Raw genomic sequence first — 16,176 nt, forward strand, 5'->3', positions numbered from 1 at the left:
CCTACCCCCTATTTGGTATTTCTAAAATGAGTCCAACGGATAAATAGGCCGATTCACTCTTTTGTATTGCAGATTGGTCAGCTTCGAGGTGCTTAATCCAGGTGAGTCTACCGTTATAATTTTTTTTGCGATTGGTTGGAAGACAGCACGGAAATGCTGACTTGATTTCAGAGCCACAATACGCTGCGTTGTCACATCAATCCCATGCAATACGAACACCTGTTCATCAAGTGTTTGGGCATTAACCGAACAAACAATAATGTCAACATTACCTACCTGCAGCCGAGCAGAAGGACCCAAACTAACCTTTAATCCTCGCCACATAGGGGAGGTGTGAACGAATTGTCCATCAGTCAAGGTTTTCACATATGCTACCAGCTCGAGCGGGCTTCCATGCAAATTATCGGTTTTTCCTCCTAGCTGCACTTTTATTTTTGAGCCTACACTAGCTTTGTGAGCGATATCTGCAACTGCAGGGTCATAGATAAACCCAAAACAGCTATTCGGAATGTTTGCTTCCAATATCGCACTCAGCAAATGAGTACCATCACCAGGTGTCCCGGCTCCCGGATTGTCTGATGTTTCATTAATCACGACTGGGTATTCCTTTATCGATAATGCGATTTGTATCCCTTCCTCTGGAGAAGGAAACTCCGGATAAAAGCCTTCTTTCCTACTCCAAACCGTGTTAGCGACATCCTCATTGATTCGTTGCCCTAATGCCGGATTTTGATTGGTGATCGTCAAGATCGAAACACTGCTGTGCGGGCTGTCTGTATGAGAGAAGCCATGGAAAAAGGTGCAATCAATCACATCCTCCTGCTTTTCCCAATCGCTGCAACTGTTTAGAATATCTTTTGCCGGTGATTGATAAGTGGTAGAAGGCGGAATCATCAGCGGCAGTTTTTTCAGCGACAACACAGGATTGATCTCGCCTCTCACGATTCTTGCCACCGTATTCATAGCTTCGGCTCCTCGCTCAAAACAATCTGTGTGAGGGTAGTAATTACAACCAAAAAGGGCATCCACTTCCGTTACCATCGCAGTTGTCAAATTGGCGTGCAAATCGAGAGTCGCCACAATCGGAATGTTTTTTCCGACAAGCTGTCTAATCTCTCTTAAAATATCCCCTTCCAAATCGTCAATGCCTTCGGCGACCCCGGCTCCATGAAGATTTAAGCAAATCGCATCAAAGCTACCCGCTTGTTGAATACTTGTGAGCATTTCTGATTTCATCATGTGGTAAGCTTCGCTGGTGATGATCCCAGATGGATAGGCTAATGCACTAAATGTAGGGAGTAGCTCAATACCCAATTCTTTTGCCTTGTCGATCATCCCTCCCAAATAATCTCTCACTCCGTCATGAAGCTCGATAATTCTTTCGCCCTGTTCCCATTCCCATTTCTGAAATGCTTCCACTGTTGTCTTTATATTGGCCAGGGTGTTGGTTTCGTGAAAAATCTGCCCAATGACTATTCTCATCGTAGCTGCCCCTTCCCTGATTGGAGTGTTTTCACATGTAAGGCATAAACTTGCCGAGGTCTTCCCTTCGTCAATGGCTGTTCCTCTCCTATCACTTGTACTAAATGACTGTTCTCAAGTTTGCTGAGAATTCTCCTCGCGCTACGCAGGGAGATACCAAAGCCATGCGCAAGCTCCCATGAAGTGATTTGATATTTTCCGTTACTTTTTAGAAATGATAGCAATCTGTTCATCGTCCCAACGCTTACCCCAGCTCTCTTCGCCCACTCCAATATTTGCGGGTCGTCACTTCGCAGGGAATAAGGAAAATGAAATTCATCACCCAGTGGGCCGTGTAAGGTACCATCCTGTTCCATGATGTAACCGACTCCGCTACCGTTCTGCTTCGCCTTGTCCAAAGCCAGATGAGCGTTCATTTCGGCCTCGTTCGCCGTTTTGCCAAAACCGATCCCCATTGAAGGAGTGAAGCATGTTTGTTGAGCGATTTTGTCCAGCACATCAGCTTCTTTAAAGTTCTTTGTATTTTGCTCGATAACTCCGCGCGTTGTCACAAATCGAATTTCGTTATTTTCAGTCCAGTCGACGAGGGCTTGTGTTTCTTCTCCGTAATCAAGTAAAACGTTATGTAAGGCCAACTTTTTGCGCTGTATCTCATATTCAGAAAATGTTTTTCGATAAGGTTTGGCTTCGTTATAAAAGCCAACGATCCCAATGGCAATTTGGCTGGATGACTGCTGCACTACCTTTCCTTCTAAGATCACCCGTTGCAATGTATTGCGAATGGAGCTTTTGGTAGGGGTGATCTGTAAAACATTCACCCCCAATTCACGCAATTGTAAAAATACGGAGGTAATACATGTAATGGCTGCGTGAATACGATTTTGCTTCCATAATTCGTAGTGGAAACGTACCAGTTCGTCTGTACTTTCGCCCAGTTGAAAAGGACGACTGAACAAACCTTCCGTACAGATTTGTAGTTCTTCCAGACACTCCATGATTTCTGCCTTATCCAAACTATCAATGCTGAGATGTAATTGTTCGACTTTGTCAGCGTCTTTTGTCTGATGGATGACTGCAAATAAGGCTCGGTATAACGAAGTTCCCGTATAAGGAACATATAGCATTGGTCTAGTGGTCCCCAAATGCTTTTGCGCAATGTGGTGAGGCAAGGGGCCGGTAAACAGCAGCATATCCATACCATCTGCATGGTTTGTTATGAGTGGCAACGTCTCCCGTTCATGTGCATAAGGGACTGGAAACACTTGCAAGGATGGAAATTCATCTGCCAAATTCATAACATCATTTACAATAGCGGAAGATCCTATGACAGCCACTTTCATTTTTAGCCCTTTCTTTCTTAACAAGTTTTGAGCTGAAGTATGATGAATTTTCTGATTTTTATAAGCAAATACTATTTCACTGGGGTAGTAAAGGTCAACGTCCGTAAATGGACCTTTTCGTCTAGGACATAACATCTTTCCTTCCGATAAAAAAGAACGCTGGATAAATGATGCTATCCAGGTTCCCAATCATCGTGTTAAAAAGACGGTGGCGATACAGCAAAAACAACAACAACCCTATCATGAAACGGATTCTCCCACCTGTGTTTCGCAAGAGATGGAATTCTGACACTGTCACCCTGATTTAACAGAATGACCTCGCCATTCATATGTAACAGCACTTTTCCTTCGAGAATGAATGATGTCTCTTCTCCCTTATGCTGCAGGGGCCTTTCCGAGGAATGAGAGCCGGGCATCAGCTTCATCAACGCCATTTCAATGGCACCGCTTAAGTCGGGGGAAAGCAATTCATAAGAGAGAAGCTCATTCTCGGGAAAAATTATTTTTTTCCGTTTATCAGATTTGACGATGAGCTCCTCCGTGCTTGTTTGGCCTAAAAAGAAATGAAAAAGCTGAACATCCAGCACGTGAGCAATCATTTTTAACGTCTGTATAGATGGATTAGCCAATCCTCTTTCAATCTGACTCAAAAGGGAGGGAGTGACATCTGCCATTTCGGCCAATTGTCGGATATTTAGCCCCTTCTCCTTTCGATATTGAAGGATTTTTCGTCCGATGTGGAGCTCATCCAATCTAAACACTCCCCTTAAAATAATTGACATTCAATAAAACTGCTTTAAAATGAGAGCAAAAAAGTAAATAGAATTTACGCAATTAAATCTATTTTAAATTATTGGGGGTTTTCAAACAATGAATGAAAACACGCATATTGCCAGCAGGACACTGACCGAATGGAAAGAAACATATCCGTTACTCCATCAACTGATAGCAACAGAAGAAGTGTTTTGGGTAAATGGGAAATATGAGTCCTTTGAAAAACAAGTACGCTCGATAAGCGCAGAAGATGTAAAAGATGCTGAAGCTCGCTTGATGCGCTTCGCCCCCTATTTACAGCTCGTATTTCCTGAAACGACAGAGACAAACGGATTAATAGAATCCCAACTAGTCCCCATCCAACAAATGCAGACATATTTGGAGACGAGCCACCAGGTCGAGATTCCAGGCAGCATGTGGTTAAAATGCGACAGTCATCTTCCGATTGCTGGATCAATAAAGGCGCGTGGTGGAATCTACGAGGTTCTGAAACATGCCGAGGATTTGGCGTTACGTCATCATTTACTTACACCCCAAGACGATTATTCCATCTTTGACTCCAGCAAGTTCAGGGAACTGTTCTCACGACACACCATCGCTGTTGGCTCCACCGGAAACCTTGGGTTAAGTATAGGAATTATAAGTGCCAAACTCGGATTTCAAGTGACGGTCCACATGTCTGCGGATGCCAAAGCGTGGAAAAAGGAGCTTCTCAAAAGCAAAGGAGTAAAAGTCGTAGAGTACCCATCCGATTATGGCAAGGCGGTTGAAGAGGGCAGAAAGCAGGCAGCGTCTGATCCAAATTGTTACTTTATTGATGATGAAAATTCCAGACATTTGTTTTTAGGGTACGCTGTTGCCGCATATCGGTTGAAAAAACAACTGGATGCATTACATATAGCTGTAGATAGAGAACATCCTTTGTTTGTATACCTACCATGCGGGGTTGGCGGAGGTCCTGGAGGTGTTGCGTTTGGACTAAAGCTAGTATTCGGCGATTCTGTTCACTGTTTTTTCGCGGAACCCACTCATTCTCCCTGTATGTTGATTGGACTTATGACCGGCCTCCACGACCAGGTTTCCGTTCAAGATTTCGGGATTGACAACAAGACAGAGGCAGACGGGCTGGCAGTTGGTCGTCCATCCCGCTTCGTTGGAAGGATGATCGAATCCCTTCTGAGTGGTATCTACACGGTTCAAGATGAGGAGTTATATAAACTGTTGAGCAGACTTACAGATAGCCACGCCATAAAACTTGAACCATCGGCGCTGGCAGGAATGCCCGGACCGGTCCGCTTGGTAAGCAAACCTGAGGGTCAACAGTATTTGACCCACCACGATTTAATGCACAAGCTACAGAAGGCAACCCATGTTGTTTGGGCTACCGGCGGAAGTTTGGTACCCACATCTATCCATGAAGAATATTATCAGAGAGGTTTGAAAATAGCGGATTCATAAGTCATCAGTCATCATTCTATTGCATTCACTTACTTCTGCTTCGAATACTTGTCCAGTATAAGTATCTGACAAATAAGAAGAAAACAATGTAGACAAACACGTAGATGTTTACGTCTACCTAATTAGTAGTTCGAGAAGCCTTTCTCCGACCTTCTTTTCGATCTATTCCTTGTTTGATCTGACACTACAAAGAATCCGGTAATTGTCTTTTTAGAAAAACCAAAGATTTTAGGGGGTACAAATATGTCTCCCTAAACGCGAAACGAGCCTTAGGAGCCCTGTTTGGCTCTTTTTTCTGTGACAGGTTGCATGGAGAAATCAGACAAAATATGAAAGAGCCTACCTCTTTTCGAGGTAGACCCTTTCGACATTTTTCGGGTGGTGGTAGGCACCAAACCATTAAAAGGGATATTCCCTGTCTTGAATTTGTACTGAAATCCATTTTACTGTGGTGAATTCGTCAAGTGCCCACTCTCCCCCGTACCTTCCAAGACCTGAGGATTTTTCACCACCAAAGGCGATAATGGGTTCATCATTAACGCTTTGGTCGTTGACGTGAATCATGCCTGTTTCAACACGTTTGGCTACTTCAATGGCATGTTCAAGACTTCCCCCATATACAGCACCGCTTAAGCCATAAGGGCTGTCATTAGCTATACGGATGGCATCTTCCTCATCTTTCGCGGATATAACAGAAGCCACCGGTCCAAATATCTCTTCCTGTGCTATTGTCATATCATTGGTGACGTCTCGAAGAATAAACGGACACATTACGTTTCCGTTCACACTTCCTCCCAGTACCACCTTGGCTCCTTCGCCTTTACTCTTTTCAATCAGTGCGAGAATACGGTCTACCTGCTTTCGGTTAATTAGAGGACCTATAATCGTTTCAGGGTTTGACTGGTCCCCGTAAGGAATCCTTTTCGCTTTTTGAACAAACGCCTCCAGGAAGGGTTCGATTACCTTTTCATCTACGATCACACGATTGATTGCCATACAAATCTGTCCTGAGTGCATAAATTTCCCAAATGCCGCTGCTCCAGCCGCCTTTTCAATATCTGCATCCGCAAGCACAATTATGGCGTTGTTGCCACCCAATTCAAGAGCGACCCGCTTTAAATTCTTTCCGCATAGCTCACCAATATGTCTTCCGACTTCAGTAGAACCAGTAAATGAGATAATGCGTGGAATCGGGTGTTCCACAAACGCATCCCCAATTTCACCCGGATTGAAGACAACGACATTTAAAAGACCCTTGGGAATTCCCGCCTCTTCAAACAATTTTCCAATAAAGAGACCTCCTGCAATCATCGTTTGGGAATCGGGTTTCAGTACTACTCCGTTCCCTGTCGCAAGAGCGGGGGCGACAGTACGCATTGAGAGATAAAACGGAAAGTTAAACGGGCTAATAACCCCTACCACACCAGCCGGGATTCGATATATTCGGTTCTCTTTTCCAGGAATAATAGAGGGTAGGATCTGTCCTGACATACGAATGGGGAATGTTGATGCCTCTTTAATAATGGCAAGTGCAAATTCAATTTCCACATTTGCTTTCACTACGGTACTTCCTGTTTCCGTTGTGATAATTTCAATCATCTCTTGACGTCTATGTGAGAGTAGTTCCGCCGCTCTTTCAATGATTCGGGAGCGCTCATAAGGGTTTACTTTCGCCCACTCTTTTTGGACCCTTTTTGCTGAATCGTAGGATTCGTTTATGTCGTCGAGATTTGCCAAGCGAATTTTTACCAATGTTTCGTCATTATAAGGGTTTTTGTCCTCATAGGTATCCTTACTACTGCCTTCTCTCCATTCTCCTGAGATAAGTTGTTTGTTCCAGCCGCTTAAATTTGCCATAGTCCATTCCTCTGTTTTTCATAATAGTTTTTTGTATTATTTCTCCCTTTATGGAAAAGTATTCATGGATTGGTGGTGGTCACAGCATACTCTTGGTCGGTACGTTCGGGAAAAGCATGTACAACAGCTCCTCTTGGTTTTTTGGTAATGCAAAAAGACCCTGCATCCATTGATTGGACACAGGGCTGATTGTGAAGCTGCTGTTAATGTTTAGTGAAGTTGCTGTTTCAGTTTTTCAATTTCTTCTAAGGGAAGTTTAGTTAGTTTGGCAACCCGTTCGGGACTGTCGCCTTCAGCAAGCATCTCTCTGGCTATTTCCAGTGCTTTTTGCCGTTCGCCTTCCGTTCGGCCTTCCGCTAAACCTTCCTCTCTGGCACGTTGCTGCCGAATCTCAGCTTCCCTCGCGGCAGACAGCTCATCGTGAATCGCCTTTTTCCTGCTCTCGTACTCTACCCACTTCTGGTCGTCGCGGCTCAGGTCTTCCCACTGATCAAACGCTTTCTTCATCAACGGATCTTTCATCGCAATCGCCTCCAATTCTCTGCGAATGTCTTCACGTTCGTCTGCTTCCAGCATCAGCAGCCATCTCTCTTTTTCGTTGTCTTCGAGATTGACGGTTTGCTCCTCCCACAGCCGCAGAAGCTTCGGCATCTCCACGAAATGGACTTCCAGCACGTCGGTAAGCAAAAACTTCTCCTCGTCCTCGTACAGACGGAACGTGGAGTGGTACCGATCCGTTTCCTGTAGCAGGTCAAAGTCCAGGATGTTAATGGTAATGGTCTTCTTCATCTCTCCGTAGGAGATACTACCCTTTTTCAACTGTGAGGAGTAGATCCGTGACCAGTAGTACAACGTCCGCTTTTTCATGTCGTACTTGTCGGCCACCTGAATCTCGATGTTGATGTACTCATCCTTTTCCGTCCGGGCGTAGATGTCGAGGACGGACGCTTTGTCCGTCTCATGCTCCCGTAGCAGCTCCGAGTTGAGGATGGTCAGGGAAGCGATCCGGTCGTCCTTTGGAAGCTTCAGAAGCGCGTTGAGCATCGCTCGCAGGATTGGTTCGTTTTCCTGCGTGCCGAACAGCAGCTTGAACGCGTAGTCCACTTTCAAATCCATGCGTCTTGTCACTCCATCACTCTCCCTTGCCCGTTCATTGTATATTTTTATATTTATTATACCACCGGAATGCTTTTCAGACACTCCAGCCAAAGCCTCCTTTCCGTCATATTCTCATTAATATTATAATCTTCAAACTTTGATAGAATCAATTTTTGCGGATCTTCCCTTAAACAAGACAAGCCAGCTACCGAAAATTGGTGGCTGACTGCATTCTTTATATTCTTCAGCGAGGGTTACGGAAGTCAAAAAGTACACTTCGCTTGAACGTAAGCGGATGCTCGCCACCACGCATTCGTTGATACTCGTAGATCACAGCGGGCTGTGCTCCACGTCCCGTCCGATACAACCACAGATACGAAGTGGTTTCTGCCGATTTCCCAGGCTCCTTCAACACTTGCAACGTCGTCTCATCCGCATGCAGCACCTCTTGTTTGAGCAGATAATCCTTCATTCCCTCCACAATCAGCGTTAGCCATTTCTCTGCACCATAGATCATCCAATTTGCCATCGTTTGCCGCGACAACGTATAGCCCATACGGGCAAACTGTTGCTCTTGCCTGTAGAGTGGCATGCTATCCACGTATTTTTGGCACATCGTATACGCCATCGCTGAAGCTGAAGGAGAGGCCAAACTACCCGGATACACGGGCTTTGGCATCGGATCAGTGATGATTGGAGTTTGCAGCTCATGTCGTTCGCAGTGACGGCAGGCATATACCTGCCGCACATGCTGAACGACTTTCACCTGTGCGGGTACCATGGCAATTTCACTACGCGTCTCCGTAGTCATCTCGTGCAAGGATCCGCCACAGCATGGGCAGATTTGCTCATCTTCTTGAAGCTGATACGTTACTGTCTCAACGGGTAGATTCGACAGTTCCGCCTTGCGCTTGCCATTAGTCTTGCGCCGTTCGTAAGTAACCTGTTCTATCTCGGGTTCTTGCCCGATTGGTGTAGCCAGTACTTCCGCTTCGTTAAACAGGTTCAACTCCAGTTGTTCGGGATGTGTTTTCTCACTAGAAGCGCCGAAACGCTTCTGCTGCGAAAGTCTCCACTGTTCCTCATACCACTTGAGTTTGGCCGACAGTTCGGCATTCTGTTGTTCCAGCTTGGCATTTTGCTGCTGGAGTTGTTCCAAGGTGAGGGATTCCGTTCTTGTTTTCATAGGGGATTCATTCGACAAACAAACCCAGGGGAAATTCCTTCAAAGAGATGACTTTGCTCAAATGACCACTTTAGGTGAAACGCCAGGATGGGCGTGCTGTTGTGATAAGGACAGACCATCAAGTAACCAACGCAACTCTCGTTGCGTGAGACAAAGGGGAGAATGGCCCGTGGAGGGCCATTGAAACGTGCCACGTTCGAGACGCCGATAATAAAGCCAAAAGCCCGCATGATCCCACTGAAGGATCTTGAGCTTGTCCCGCCTCCTGTTACAAAACACAAATATGCGGCGGAAAACGGATCAAGCGAAAACTGTTCCTGGACGATCGCGGCCAAACCGTCAATCGATTTACGCAAATCCGTCGTGCCACAAGCGAGATACACCTGCGAAGTTCCCGTCAGATTTAGCATTCGGGGCTCAGCGCGGCGACCACATCACGAAGTAGTTGAGGCTCGAAGCCGGGACGTACCGAAATACAGGCAGAACCAATCTGTATCCATAACGGGTTAGGCTCCGATATCGGGGCGGTAACGGTCACACGGCGAAACGTGGAAGCGGATGGTGCCGAGATCTGTGGTTTTTGAGCTTTGTACAGCCAATATTTTAACTGCTGGATGGGCAGCCCCTGCTTGGCACACCAGGTTTTCATCGTTTGCCCACTTTCCTGATAAGACACGATTCGTTTTGCCCATATTTGCTGTAGGGTTTCTTCCATAATGAATCCATCCTTTTCTGAATGATGATGGATTCATTGTGACAGACTCTGGTTTCCAGAAACAGGTGGGGGGGATTTGACGCTTACGGACATTCTCTGGATCAAGAATGCGGTAGTGCTCGGTGATGAGGTTTTTCTGTAGCTGCCAGCCATTTTTCCTGTCCAGCGTGTCCCAGAAGAAGCTCCCTCCTAATGTTTTGGTGGGTAAGTTCGGTAAAAGCATGTACAACCACTCCTTTGATTTTTGGCAACGCAAAAAGACCCTGCATCCATTGTTTGGACACAGGGCTGATTGTGAAGCTGCTGTTAATGTTTAGTGAAGTTGCTGTTTCAGTTTTTCGATTTCTTCCGTTGATAATCCCGTTGCTTTTGCCACCACTTCAACAGTCATGTCCATCGTTAGCAGGTTTTTGGCAACCTCAGTTGCCTTTTGTCGCTCGCCTTCTGTTCGGCCTTCTGCTTTAGCTCCTTCAATCATATTTAGCTCATCCTTCAACGCCATCTCACGCATTTCATACAGTTTACGGGCTTCCTTATCCTGACTCAAAAACTCCAATACATTGATCGCCTTACGAATCGTTGGTTCGCTCATCGCCAATTCCTCCAGTTTCGTTTCACTCTCGGCCTTCAGAAACAACAACCATTTCACCAGCAGATCACTGGTTTTCTGATGTTCGAATCCAAGCTTCGGCAACTCAAGAAAATGGATTTCCAGATTGTCCGTCAAGATGAATTTCTCTGCGTCTTCCCTGAGACGAAAAACACTGTGGTAGCTCTTTGGGAAGGTACGAAAAGTCCACAATGCTGATCGTGACCGTCTTTTTGAGGTTACGGTATGGTTCGCCTTCGGCCAGTTGTCCCTCGTACATCTTTGCCCAATAGTACAGGGAGCGCTTCTCCATGTCGTACTTGTTGTGCAATTGGACTTCGATGTTGATCTGCTCGCCCGTCCGTAGAGCTTGCTCACTAACTCTTCATTCTGCACCCGATAGATCTGAAAACGCCCATGCTCCACCGCTTCCTGCAACTCACGCTTTCCATGCTCCCGAAGACTCTCACTCTCTACAATTTCACGATAGACTTCAGCGGGAAGGTAGACCTCATCAAAAAGCTCATTCATAAGCGAAAGATGCCCGATTATTGACAAGGCAATAATCGGGCTTGAATTAGAAATGACCTTACGCATCTTTTTCTCCTTCTTCTGCTAAAAGCCTAGAAATCGTTTGATCATCTAATCGTCTATCTTCTTCTGTATATTCCATCCAGGCAATGCCACAGTCACTTAGATAATCAATAAAGTCGCTCAGTGACTTTCCCGCTAATTCGGCTGCTCGTGCCAGCGTTACCTTCTTCTCCAAAAACAACCATGTTCCGCACTCTTTGCGATAGAAACAGTGGCTCAATCCCCTATGTACTGCTATTCACCCTCTACGCGTTTTTTCAGGGCAAAGAGGGCATTCAGAGCTTGTTACTCGCCCTGAATGCCCTCGAAGATGTTCCCCTATGCTGTACAACCAAGCCTCAATTTCGTCCCAGCAAGGTTTCCACTTCCTGATCGAGCGTGTTGGTCATGTGAACGGACTTGGTGACAAAGATGCCCGGAATCGTGTAGCGAGGTACTTTGCCATCCTCCGCCGTGGGTACAAGAAGATCAATCAGCTTGCCCTTGTTTCGCTCCAGCATCTCCAAGAGTGGTACGTACTGTTCTAGCTGTCCCACTACAGCTTGATCGATCCGTACAGGGACAGACGGAGTAGCCCCTAGTAATTGAGCCTGTGCCACTACCCTATTTTCTTCATCAAAGGCTCTAAGTGAAGAGTCCTCATTTTCCAAATCCTCTTGCACTTGTCCACGCATTTTGACGTAGTTTCCTGCCTCTGATGACCATTCGTATCCCTTCCCTTTCATGTAAGCAGCTAGTTCTCGGTGATCGGTAAAACCCAACCGCTTGGCAATGGTTCTGGCATCCGCTCCTTCTTTCTGAAAGAGGGAAAGGACGGTGGCTACTTTCGACGATGCGGTCAAAGAGATTTCCAGATCCCGTTCTTCCAAGCGGTTATAGATCGGCACATACGTTTGCTTGTCCCGATCCCACGTAAAGTTTCTGCGCCGCATGTGCATGTCGAGGGATTTGTAGTTGGCATACTCAAACTCTTCCGCTAACTCGTCCCTAGTCTTTCCTTCCGTAAGACCACGCAAATAGGCCCCACCTAGTAGGTAGATGGGGCCTATTTGACGTTCACCCTGTCCTGGACAAAGAACAGCAGCTGGTTCACCTCCTGCTCTGAAAAGACTTCCACCTCTCCCTCGCTGCCAGCGGCCACCTTGATCCTGTCTTTCCGCAGCGTGACGACTTGTTCTGTGGTCAGCTTACGGTCGAAACCCTTTCACGTCGCCAACGTAGGATTCAATCGTTTTGGCAGCAATCCCATTCTCAACGAGATACCGCTCAAACTCCTCAATCGGGTTCATTCCTTCTCCCTCCTGAAAACAGAAAAATACCCTGCAGCCTTTTGATTGGCCCAGGGCGGTTACTCTCTACTTCCAGAAGTGAACTTCTGAAAGGCATGCCACATTTCCACCTCATCGTTGCCCCATGTCTGACGGACGTTCTCTGGATCAAGAATGCGGTAGTGCTCGGTAATGATGTTCTTTTGAAGCTTCCAGCCGTTTCTGGATTGCAGGGTATCCCAGAAGAAGCTCCCTCCTAATGTCTTCGTTGGTAGATTTGGAAAAAGCATGTACAACAGCTCCTTGTGACTTTTTTGGAACGCAAAAAGGCCCTACATCCGTTCGTTGGACGTAGGGCTCGTTGATTCTGCCATTCTTACCTCAACACCGTTTTGCGCCTCGTGTAGCGTCAGTGGTGCCAGATGCCGTCACCTTCTGTCGGTACTTTCGGTACTGACGCTACTTGCGGAGCATGGAGGGGATGATTAGTGCAGTTGCTGTTTTAGTTTTTCGATTTCCTCTTCCGACAAACCTGTTGCTTTTGCAACTACATCTACAGTCATGTCCATCGCCAGCAAATTTTTGGCCACTTCCATTGCCTTCTCTTGCTTTGCTCCCTGAATCATGTTAGCTTCATCCTTCAATGCTTTCTCCCGCATTTCATACAATCTGCGAGCTTCAGCATCCTGACTCAAAAACTCAAGGACGTTGACTGCCTTACGAATCGTTGGTTCACTCATAGCCAATTCCTCCAGTTTCGTTTCACTCTCGGCTTTCAGGAACAGCAGCCATTTCACCAGCAGGTCACTGGTTTCCTGATGCTCTGCTCCCAGCTTCGGCAACTCAAGAAAATGGATTTCCAGATTGTCCGTCAAAACAAATTTCTCTTTGTCTTCCCTCAGACGAAAAACGCTGTGGTAGCTCTTTGAGGGTAGGTACGAGAAATCTACAATGCTGATTGTAACCGTCTTTCTTAGATTCCGGTACGGTTCACCTTCTGCCAGCTGTCCCTCGTACATCTTCGCCCAGTAGTACAGAGAGCGTTTCTCCATGTCGTACTTGTTGTGTAGTTGAACTTCAATGTTGATCTGTTCGCCTGTCTTCGTTTTCCCCCTGACATCAAAGATGGATGCCTTGTCGCCCACCTGATTCGCGTTGCGGGTCAACCAGCGTGATTTCCTTTAGCTGTTTTCCTTCCTCCGGTTTTAGCGTCGCGTTGAGAAACGACAACAGCAGGTCTTTGTTTTCCTCGGTACCGAAAATTCGCTTGAACACAAAATCGACGATGGGATTCATCCGCTTGGTCACACCATCACTCTCCCTTGCCCGTTCATTGTCTGTACTACCATTATACCACCGGAACGCTTTTCAGACACTCCGGCCAAAGCCTCCACTCAAACATATTCCTATTAATAATAGAGTATCCAAATCTTGTTAGAAACGTATGTTCGCTTTATAGGATAATCAAAACCCCTTCACGTCACCCACGTAGGATACTATCGTTTTCGGCGCGATCCCGTTTTCTATGAGGGACAGCTCAAACTCCTCCATCAGTTGCATTCATTCTCCCTCCTGAAACAGAAAAATGCCCTGCATCCTTTTGATCGGAGCAGGGCGGTTACTCTCTACTTCCAGACGTGAACTTCCGAAAAGCATGCCACATCTCTACCTCATCGTTGCTCCAGGCCTGACGGACATTCTATGGGTCGAGGATGCGGTAGTGCCTTTTCTGGAGTCCAGGGTGTCCCAGAAAAAGCTCGCTCCTATTGTTTTGGTGGGAAGGTTCGGAAAAAGCATGTACAACAACTCCTTTTGATTTTTTTGAACGCAAAAAGGCCCAACATCCGTTGGGTGGACGTAGGGCTGGCTACTTTTGCAATTTTCCACCTCGACACCGTTTTGAGCCTCGTGTAGCGTCAGTGGTGGCAGTTGTGTCACCTTCTGTCGGCACTTTCGGTACTGACGCTACTTGCGGAACATGGAGTTGGAGCTAGTGCAGTTGCTGTTTCAGTTTTTCTACTTCAGCTATGGTCAGTCCGGTCAACTCCGAGATTTCGGCCACGTTCAAACCTTTTGCAAGCATGTTACGAACAATGACAGCCTTCCCTTCAGTTCTTCCTTCTTCCTTTGCTCCTTCAACCATGTTCAATTCGTCCTTCAATGCTTTCTCCCGCATTTCATACAATCTGCGAGCTTCGGCATCCTGACTCAAAAATTCAAGGACGTTGACTGCCTTGCGAATGGTCGGTTCACTCATCGCCAATTCCTCCAGTTTCGTTTCGCTCTCGGCTTTCAGGAACAGCAACCATTTCACCAGCAAATCGCTGGTTTCCTGATGCTCTGCTCCCAGCTTCGGCAACTCAAGAAAATGGATTTCCAGATTGTCCGTCAAAACAAATTTCTCTTTGTCTTCCCTCAGACGAAAAACGCTGTGGTAGCTCTTTGAGGGTAGGTACGAGAAATCTACAATGCTGATTGTAACCGTCTTTCTTAGATTCCGGTACGGTTCACCTTCTGCCAGCTGTCCCTCGTACATCTTCGCCCAGTAGTACAGAGAGCGTTTCTCCATGTCGTACTTGTTGTGTAGTTGAACTTCAATGTTGATCTGTTCGCCTGTCTTCGTTTTCCCCCTGACATCAAGGATGGATGCCTTGTCACCCACCTGATCCGCGTTGATGTGCGGGTCAACCAGCGTGATCTCCTGTAGCTGTTTTCCTTCCTCTGGTTTTAGCGTCGCGTTGAGAAAAGACAACAGCAGGTCTTTGTTTTCCTCGGTACCGAAAATTCGCTTGAACACAAAATCGACGATGGGATTCATCCGCTTGGTCACACCATCACTCTCCCTTGCCCGTTCATTGTCTGTACTACCATTATACCACCGGAACGCTTTTCAGACACTCCTGCACAAAGCCTCCTTTCCGTCATATTCCTATTAATAATATAGTATTCAAACCTTGTTAGAAACGTTTGTTCGGTTTTTTCAGGGTGAAGGGCTACTGAGAGGAATGAACGGGGGTCTGACTGCATTCTTTATAGTTTGTAGTGAGAGGGGAATGGAGAGGTTCCTTGTTGGGAATGGGTGGTAATCAAGATGAGTATGATTAGTCTCGATTTTCAGCGAGTTTCTAAAGAGTTTTGCAGTCAGTTGCCAATCAAAAAAGAAAGAGCCTGCCTCTTCCGAGCCCCCACAATCAAACACCTACCTTACTTCACTCATTTCTTGAACCAGCAAACATGCGAAACGTACGCCACATCTCGCCTTCATCCTGTCCCCAAGCCTGCCTCACGTTGTCCGGATCGAGGATGCGGAAGTGTTGGGTGAACATGTTTTGCTGCAGCTTCCATCCGTTTCTTCTGTCCAGGGTGTTCCAGAAAACCTGACCGCCTAACGTCTTGGTTGGTACGTTCGGGAAAGGCATGTACAACAACTCCTTTTGGCTTTTTGAGAACGCAAAAAGGCCCTACATCCGTTGGTTGGACGTAGGGCCAATTGTGATTCGTTATGAGCTTCCGTTAGTGAAGCTGCTGTTTCAGTTTTTCGATTTCTTCTACAGAAAGTCCCGTCAATTCAACGATTAAGGAAACATCCATTCCTTTGGCAAGCATTTTTCTAGCCACCTCAACTTTGCCTTCTTCCCTTGCCCCTTCAATCATGTTGAGCTCATCCTTCAATGCCATTTCCCGCATCTCATACAATTTACGGGCTTCTTTATCCTGATTTAGAAACTCAAGCACATTGACCGCCTTACGAATCGTCGGTTCGCTCATCGCCAATTCCTCCAGTTTCGTTTTGCTTTCTGCCTTCAAAAACAACA

General features: G+C 46.4%; 15 protein-coding genes and 3 pseudogenes. 1 reads left to right on the plus strand and 17 read right to left on the minus strand.

The genetic code is table 11. The features are described from left to right. Window positions 1–21 precede the first annotated feature (21 nt). The 3 genes from JZI27_RS19630 to JZI27_RS19640 all read right to left on the minus strand — a co-directional run bounded on the left by JZI27_RS19630 (window position 22) and on the right by JZI27_RS19640 (window position 3,574). Window positions 22–1,482, minus strand: a complete 1,461-nt coding sequence (locus JZI27_RS19630) for a M81 family metallopeptidase (protein WP_280208839.1) — start codon at window positions 1,480–1,482, stop codon at window positions 22–24. Then, window positions 1,479–2,822, minus strand: coding sequence for a helix-turn-helix domain-containing protein (locus JZI27_RS19635; RefSeq protein WP_280208840.1), 1,344 nt, complete (start codon window positions 2,820–2,822; stop codon window positions 1,479–1,481). Before JZI27_RS19635 ends, JZI27_RS19630 begins: the two co-directional genes overlap by 4 nt. A 197-nt stretch (window positions 2,823–3,019) precedes the next feature. Continuing rightward, window positions 3,020–3,574, minus strand: coding sequence for a helix-turn-helix domain-containing protein (locus JZI27_RS19640; protein ID WP_280208841.1), 555 nt, complete (start codon window positions 3,572–3,574; stop codon window positions 3,020–3,022). Between the two features lie 118 nt (window positions 3,575–3,692). Between JZI27_RS19640 and JZI27_RS19645 the strand changes: the two genes are divergently transcribed. Further along, entirely contained in the window at window positions 3,693–5,054 is a 1,362-nt protein-coding gene (locus JZI27_RS19645; protein WP_280208842.1) for a D-serine ammonia-lyase, read from the plus strand. A gap of 399 nt (window positions 5,055–5,453) precedes the next feature. On the opposite strand, the gene JZI27_RS19650 is transcribed toward JZI27_RS19645, so the two are convergent. The 14 genes and pseudogenes from JZI27_RS19650 to JZI27_RS19710 form a co-directional block, all read right to left on the minus strand. Further along, window positions 5,454–6,911 (minus strand): aldehyde dehydrogenase family protein, encoded by a 1,458-nt coding sequence (locus tag JZI27_RS19650; protein ID WP_280208843.1) that lies wholly within the window; start codon window positions 6,909–6,911, stop codon window positions 5,454–5,456. Window positions 6,912–7,121: 210 nt separating this feature from the next. Then, window positions 7,122–8,039, minus strand: a complete 918-nt coding sequence (locus JZI27_RS19655; RefSeq protein ID WP_280208845.1) for an Rpn family recombination-promoting nuclease/putative transposase — start codon at window positions 8,037–8,039, stop codon at window positions 7,122–7,124. A 253-nt stretch (window positions 8,040–8,292) separates the two neighbouring features. Then, a pseudogene (tnpC, locus tag JZI27_RS19660) lies at window positions 8,293–9,195 on the minus strand (IS66 family transposase); the annotation flags it as partial. Window positions 9,196–9,252: 57 nt separating this feature from the next. Next, window positions 9,253–9,474: an IS66 family insertion sequence element accessory protein TnpB gene (gene tnpB, locus JZI27_RS25090; protein ID WP_481752829.1), complete on the minus strand. Its 222-nt coding sequence runs from the start codon at window positions 9,472–9,474 to the stop codon at window positions 9,253–9,255. Window positions 9,475–9,598: 124 nt separating this feature from the next. Further along, window positions 9,599–9,910 (minus strand): IS66 family insertion sequence element accessory protein TnpA, encoded by a 312-nt coding sequence (gene tnpA / locus JZI27_RS25095; protein WP_481752830.1) that lies wholly within the window; start codon window positions 9,908–9,910, stop codon window positions 9,599–9,601. A 313-nt stretch (window positions 9,911–10,223) separates the two neighbouring features. After that, window positions 10,224–11,096 (minus strand): Rpn family recombination-promoting nuclease/putative transposase, encoded by an 873-nt coding sequence (locus tag JZI27_RS25100; protein ID WP_481752831.1) that lies wholly within the window; start codon window positions 11,094–11,096, stop codon window positions 10,224–10,226. Beyond that, a complete protein-coding gene (locus JZI27_RS19680) occupies window positions 11,089–11,274 on the minus strand; it encodes a UPF0175 family protein (protein WP_251243869.1) in 186 nt (61 codons plus the stop codon). The genes JZI27_RS25100 and JZI27_RS19680 overlap by 8 nt, the downstream gene beginning before the upstream one ends. A 157-nt stretch (window positions 11,275–11,431) precedes the next feature. After that, window positions 11,432–12,109 carry a hypothetical protein gene (locus JZI27_RS19685; RefSeq protein ID WP_280208849.1) on the minus strand — a complete coding sequence of 226 codons (678 nt, stop codon included), beginning with the start codon at window positions 12,107–12,109 and terminating at the stop codon, window positions 11,432–11,434. A gap of 35 nt (window positions 12,110–12,144) precedes the next feature. Beyond that, window positions 12,145–12,382 (minus strand): annotated as a pseudogene (locus tag JZI27_RS25105) (hypothetical protein); the annotation flags it as partial. Between the two features lie 59 nt (window positions 12,383–12,441). Continuing rightward, on the minus strand, window positions 12,442–12,651 hold the full coding sequence (locus JZI27_RS19690; protein WP_122907366.1) for a hypothetical protein: 210 nt from the start codon (window positions 12,649–12,651) through the stop codon (window positions 12,442–12,444). 195 nt (window positions 12,652–12,846) lie between these two features. Then, window positions 12,847–13,669: pseudogene (locus JZI27_RS19695) on the minus strand (Rpn family recombination-promoting nuclease/putative transposase). A gap of 682 nt (window positions 13,670–14,351) precedes the next feature. Beyond that, window positions 14,352–15,191 (minus strand): Rpn family recombination-promoting nuclease/putative transposase, encoded by an 840-nt coding sequence (locus JZI27_RS19700; protein WP_280208851.1) that lies wholly within the window; start codon window positions 15,189–15,191, stop codon window positions 14,352–14,354. A 379-nt stretch (window positions 15,192–15,570) separates the two neighbouring features. Beyond that, window positions 15,571–15,780, minus strand: coding sequence for a hypothetical protein (locus JZI27_RS19705; RefSeq protein ID WP_122907368.1), 210 nt, complete (start codon window positions 15,778–15,780; stop codon window positions 15,571–15,573). Between the two features lie 94 nt (window positions 15,781–15,874). Then, the coding region (locus JZI27_RS19710; protein ID WP_280208853.1) for an Rpn family recombination-promoting nuclease/putative transposase at window positions 15,875–16,176 on the minus strand (302 nt) is incomplete at its 5' end.

Source organism: Brevibacillus sp. AY1, assembly GCF_029870785.1.
Classification (GTDB): domain Bacteria; phylum Bacillota; class Bacilli; order Brevibacillales; family Brevibacillaceae; genus Brevibacillus; species Brevibacillus invocatus.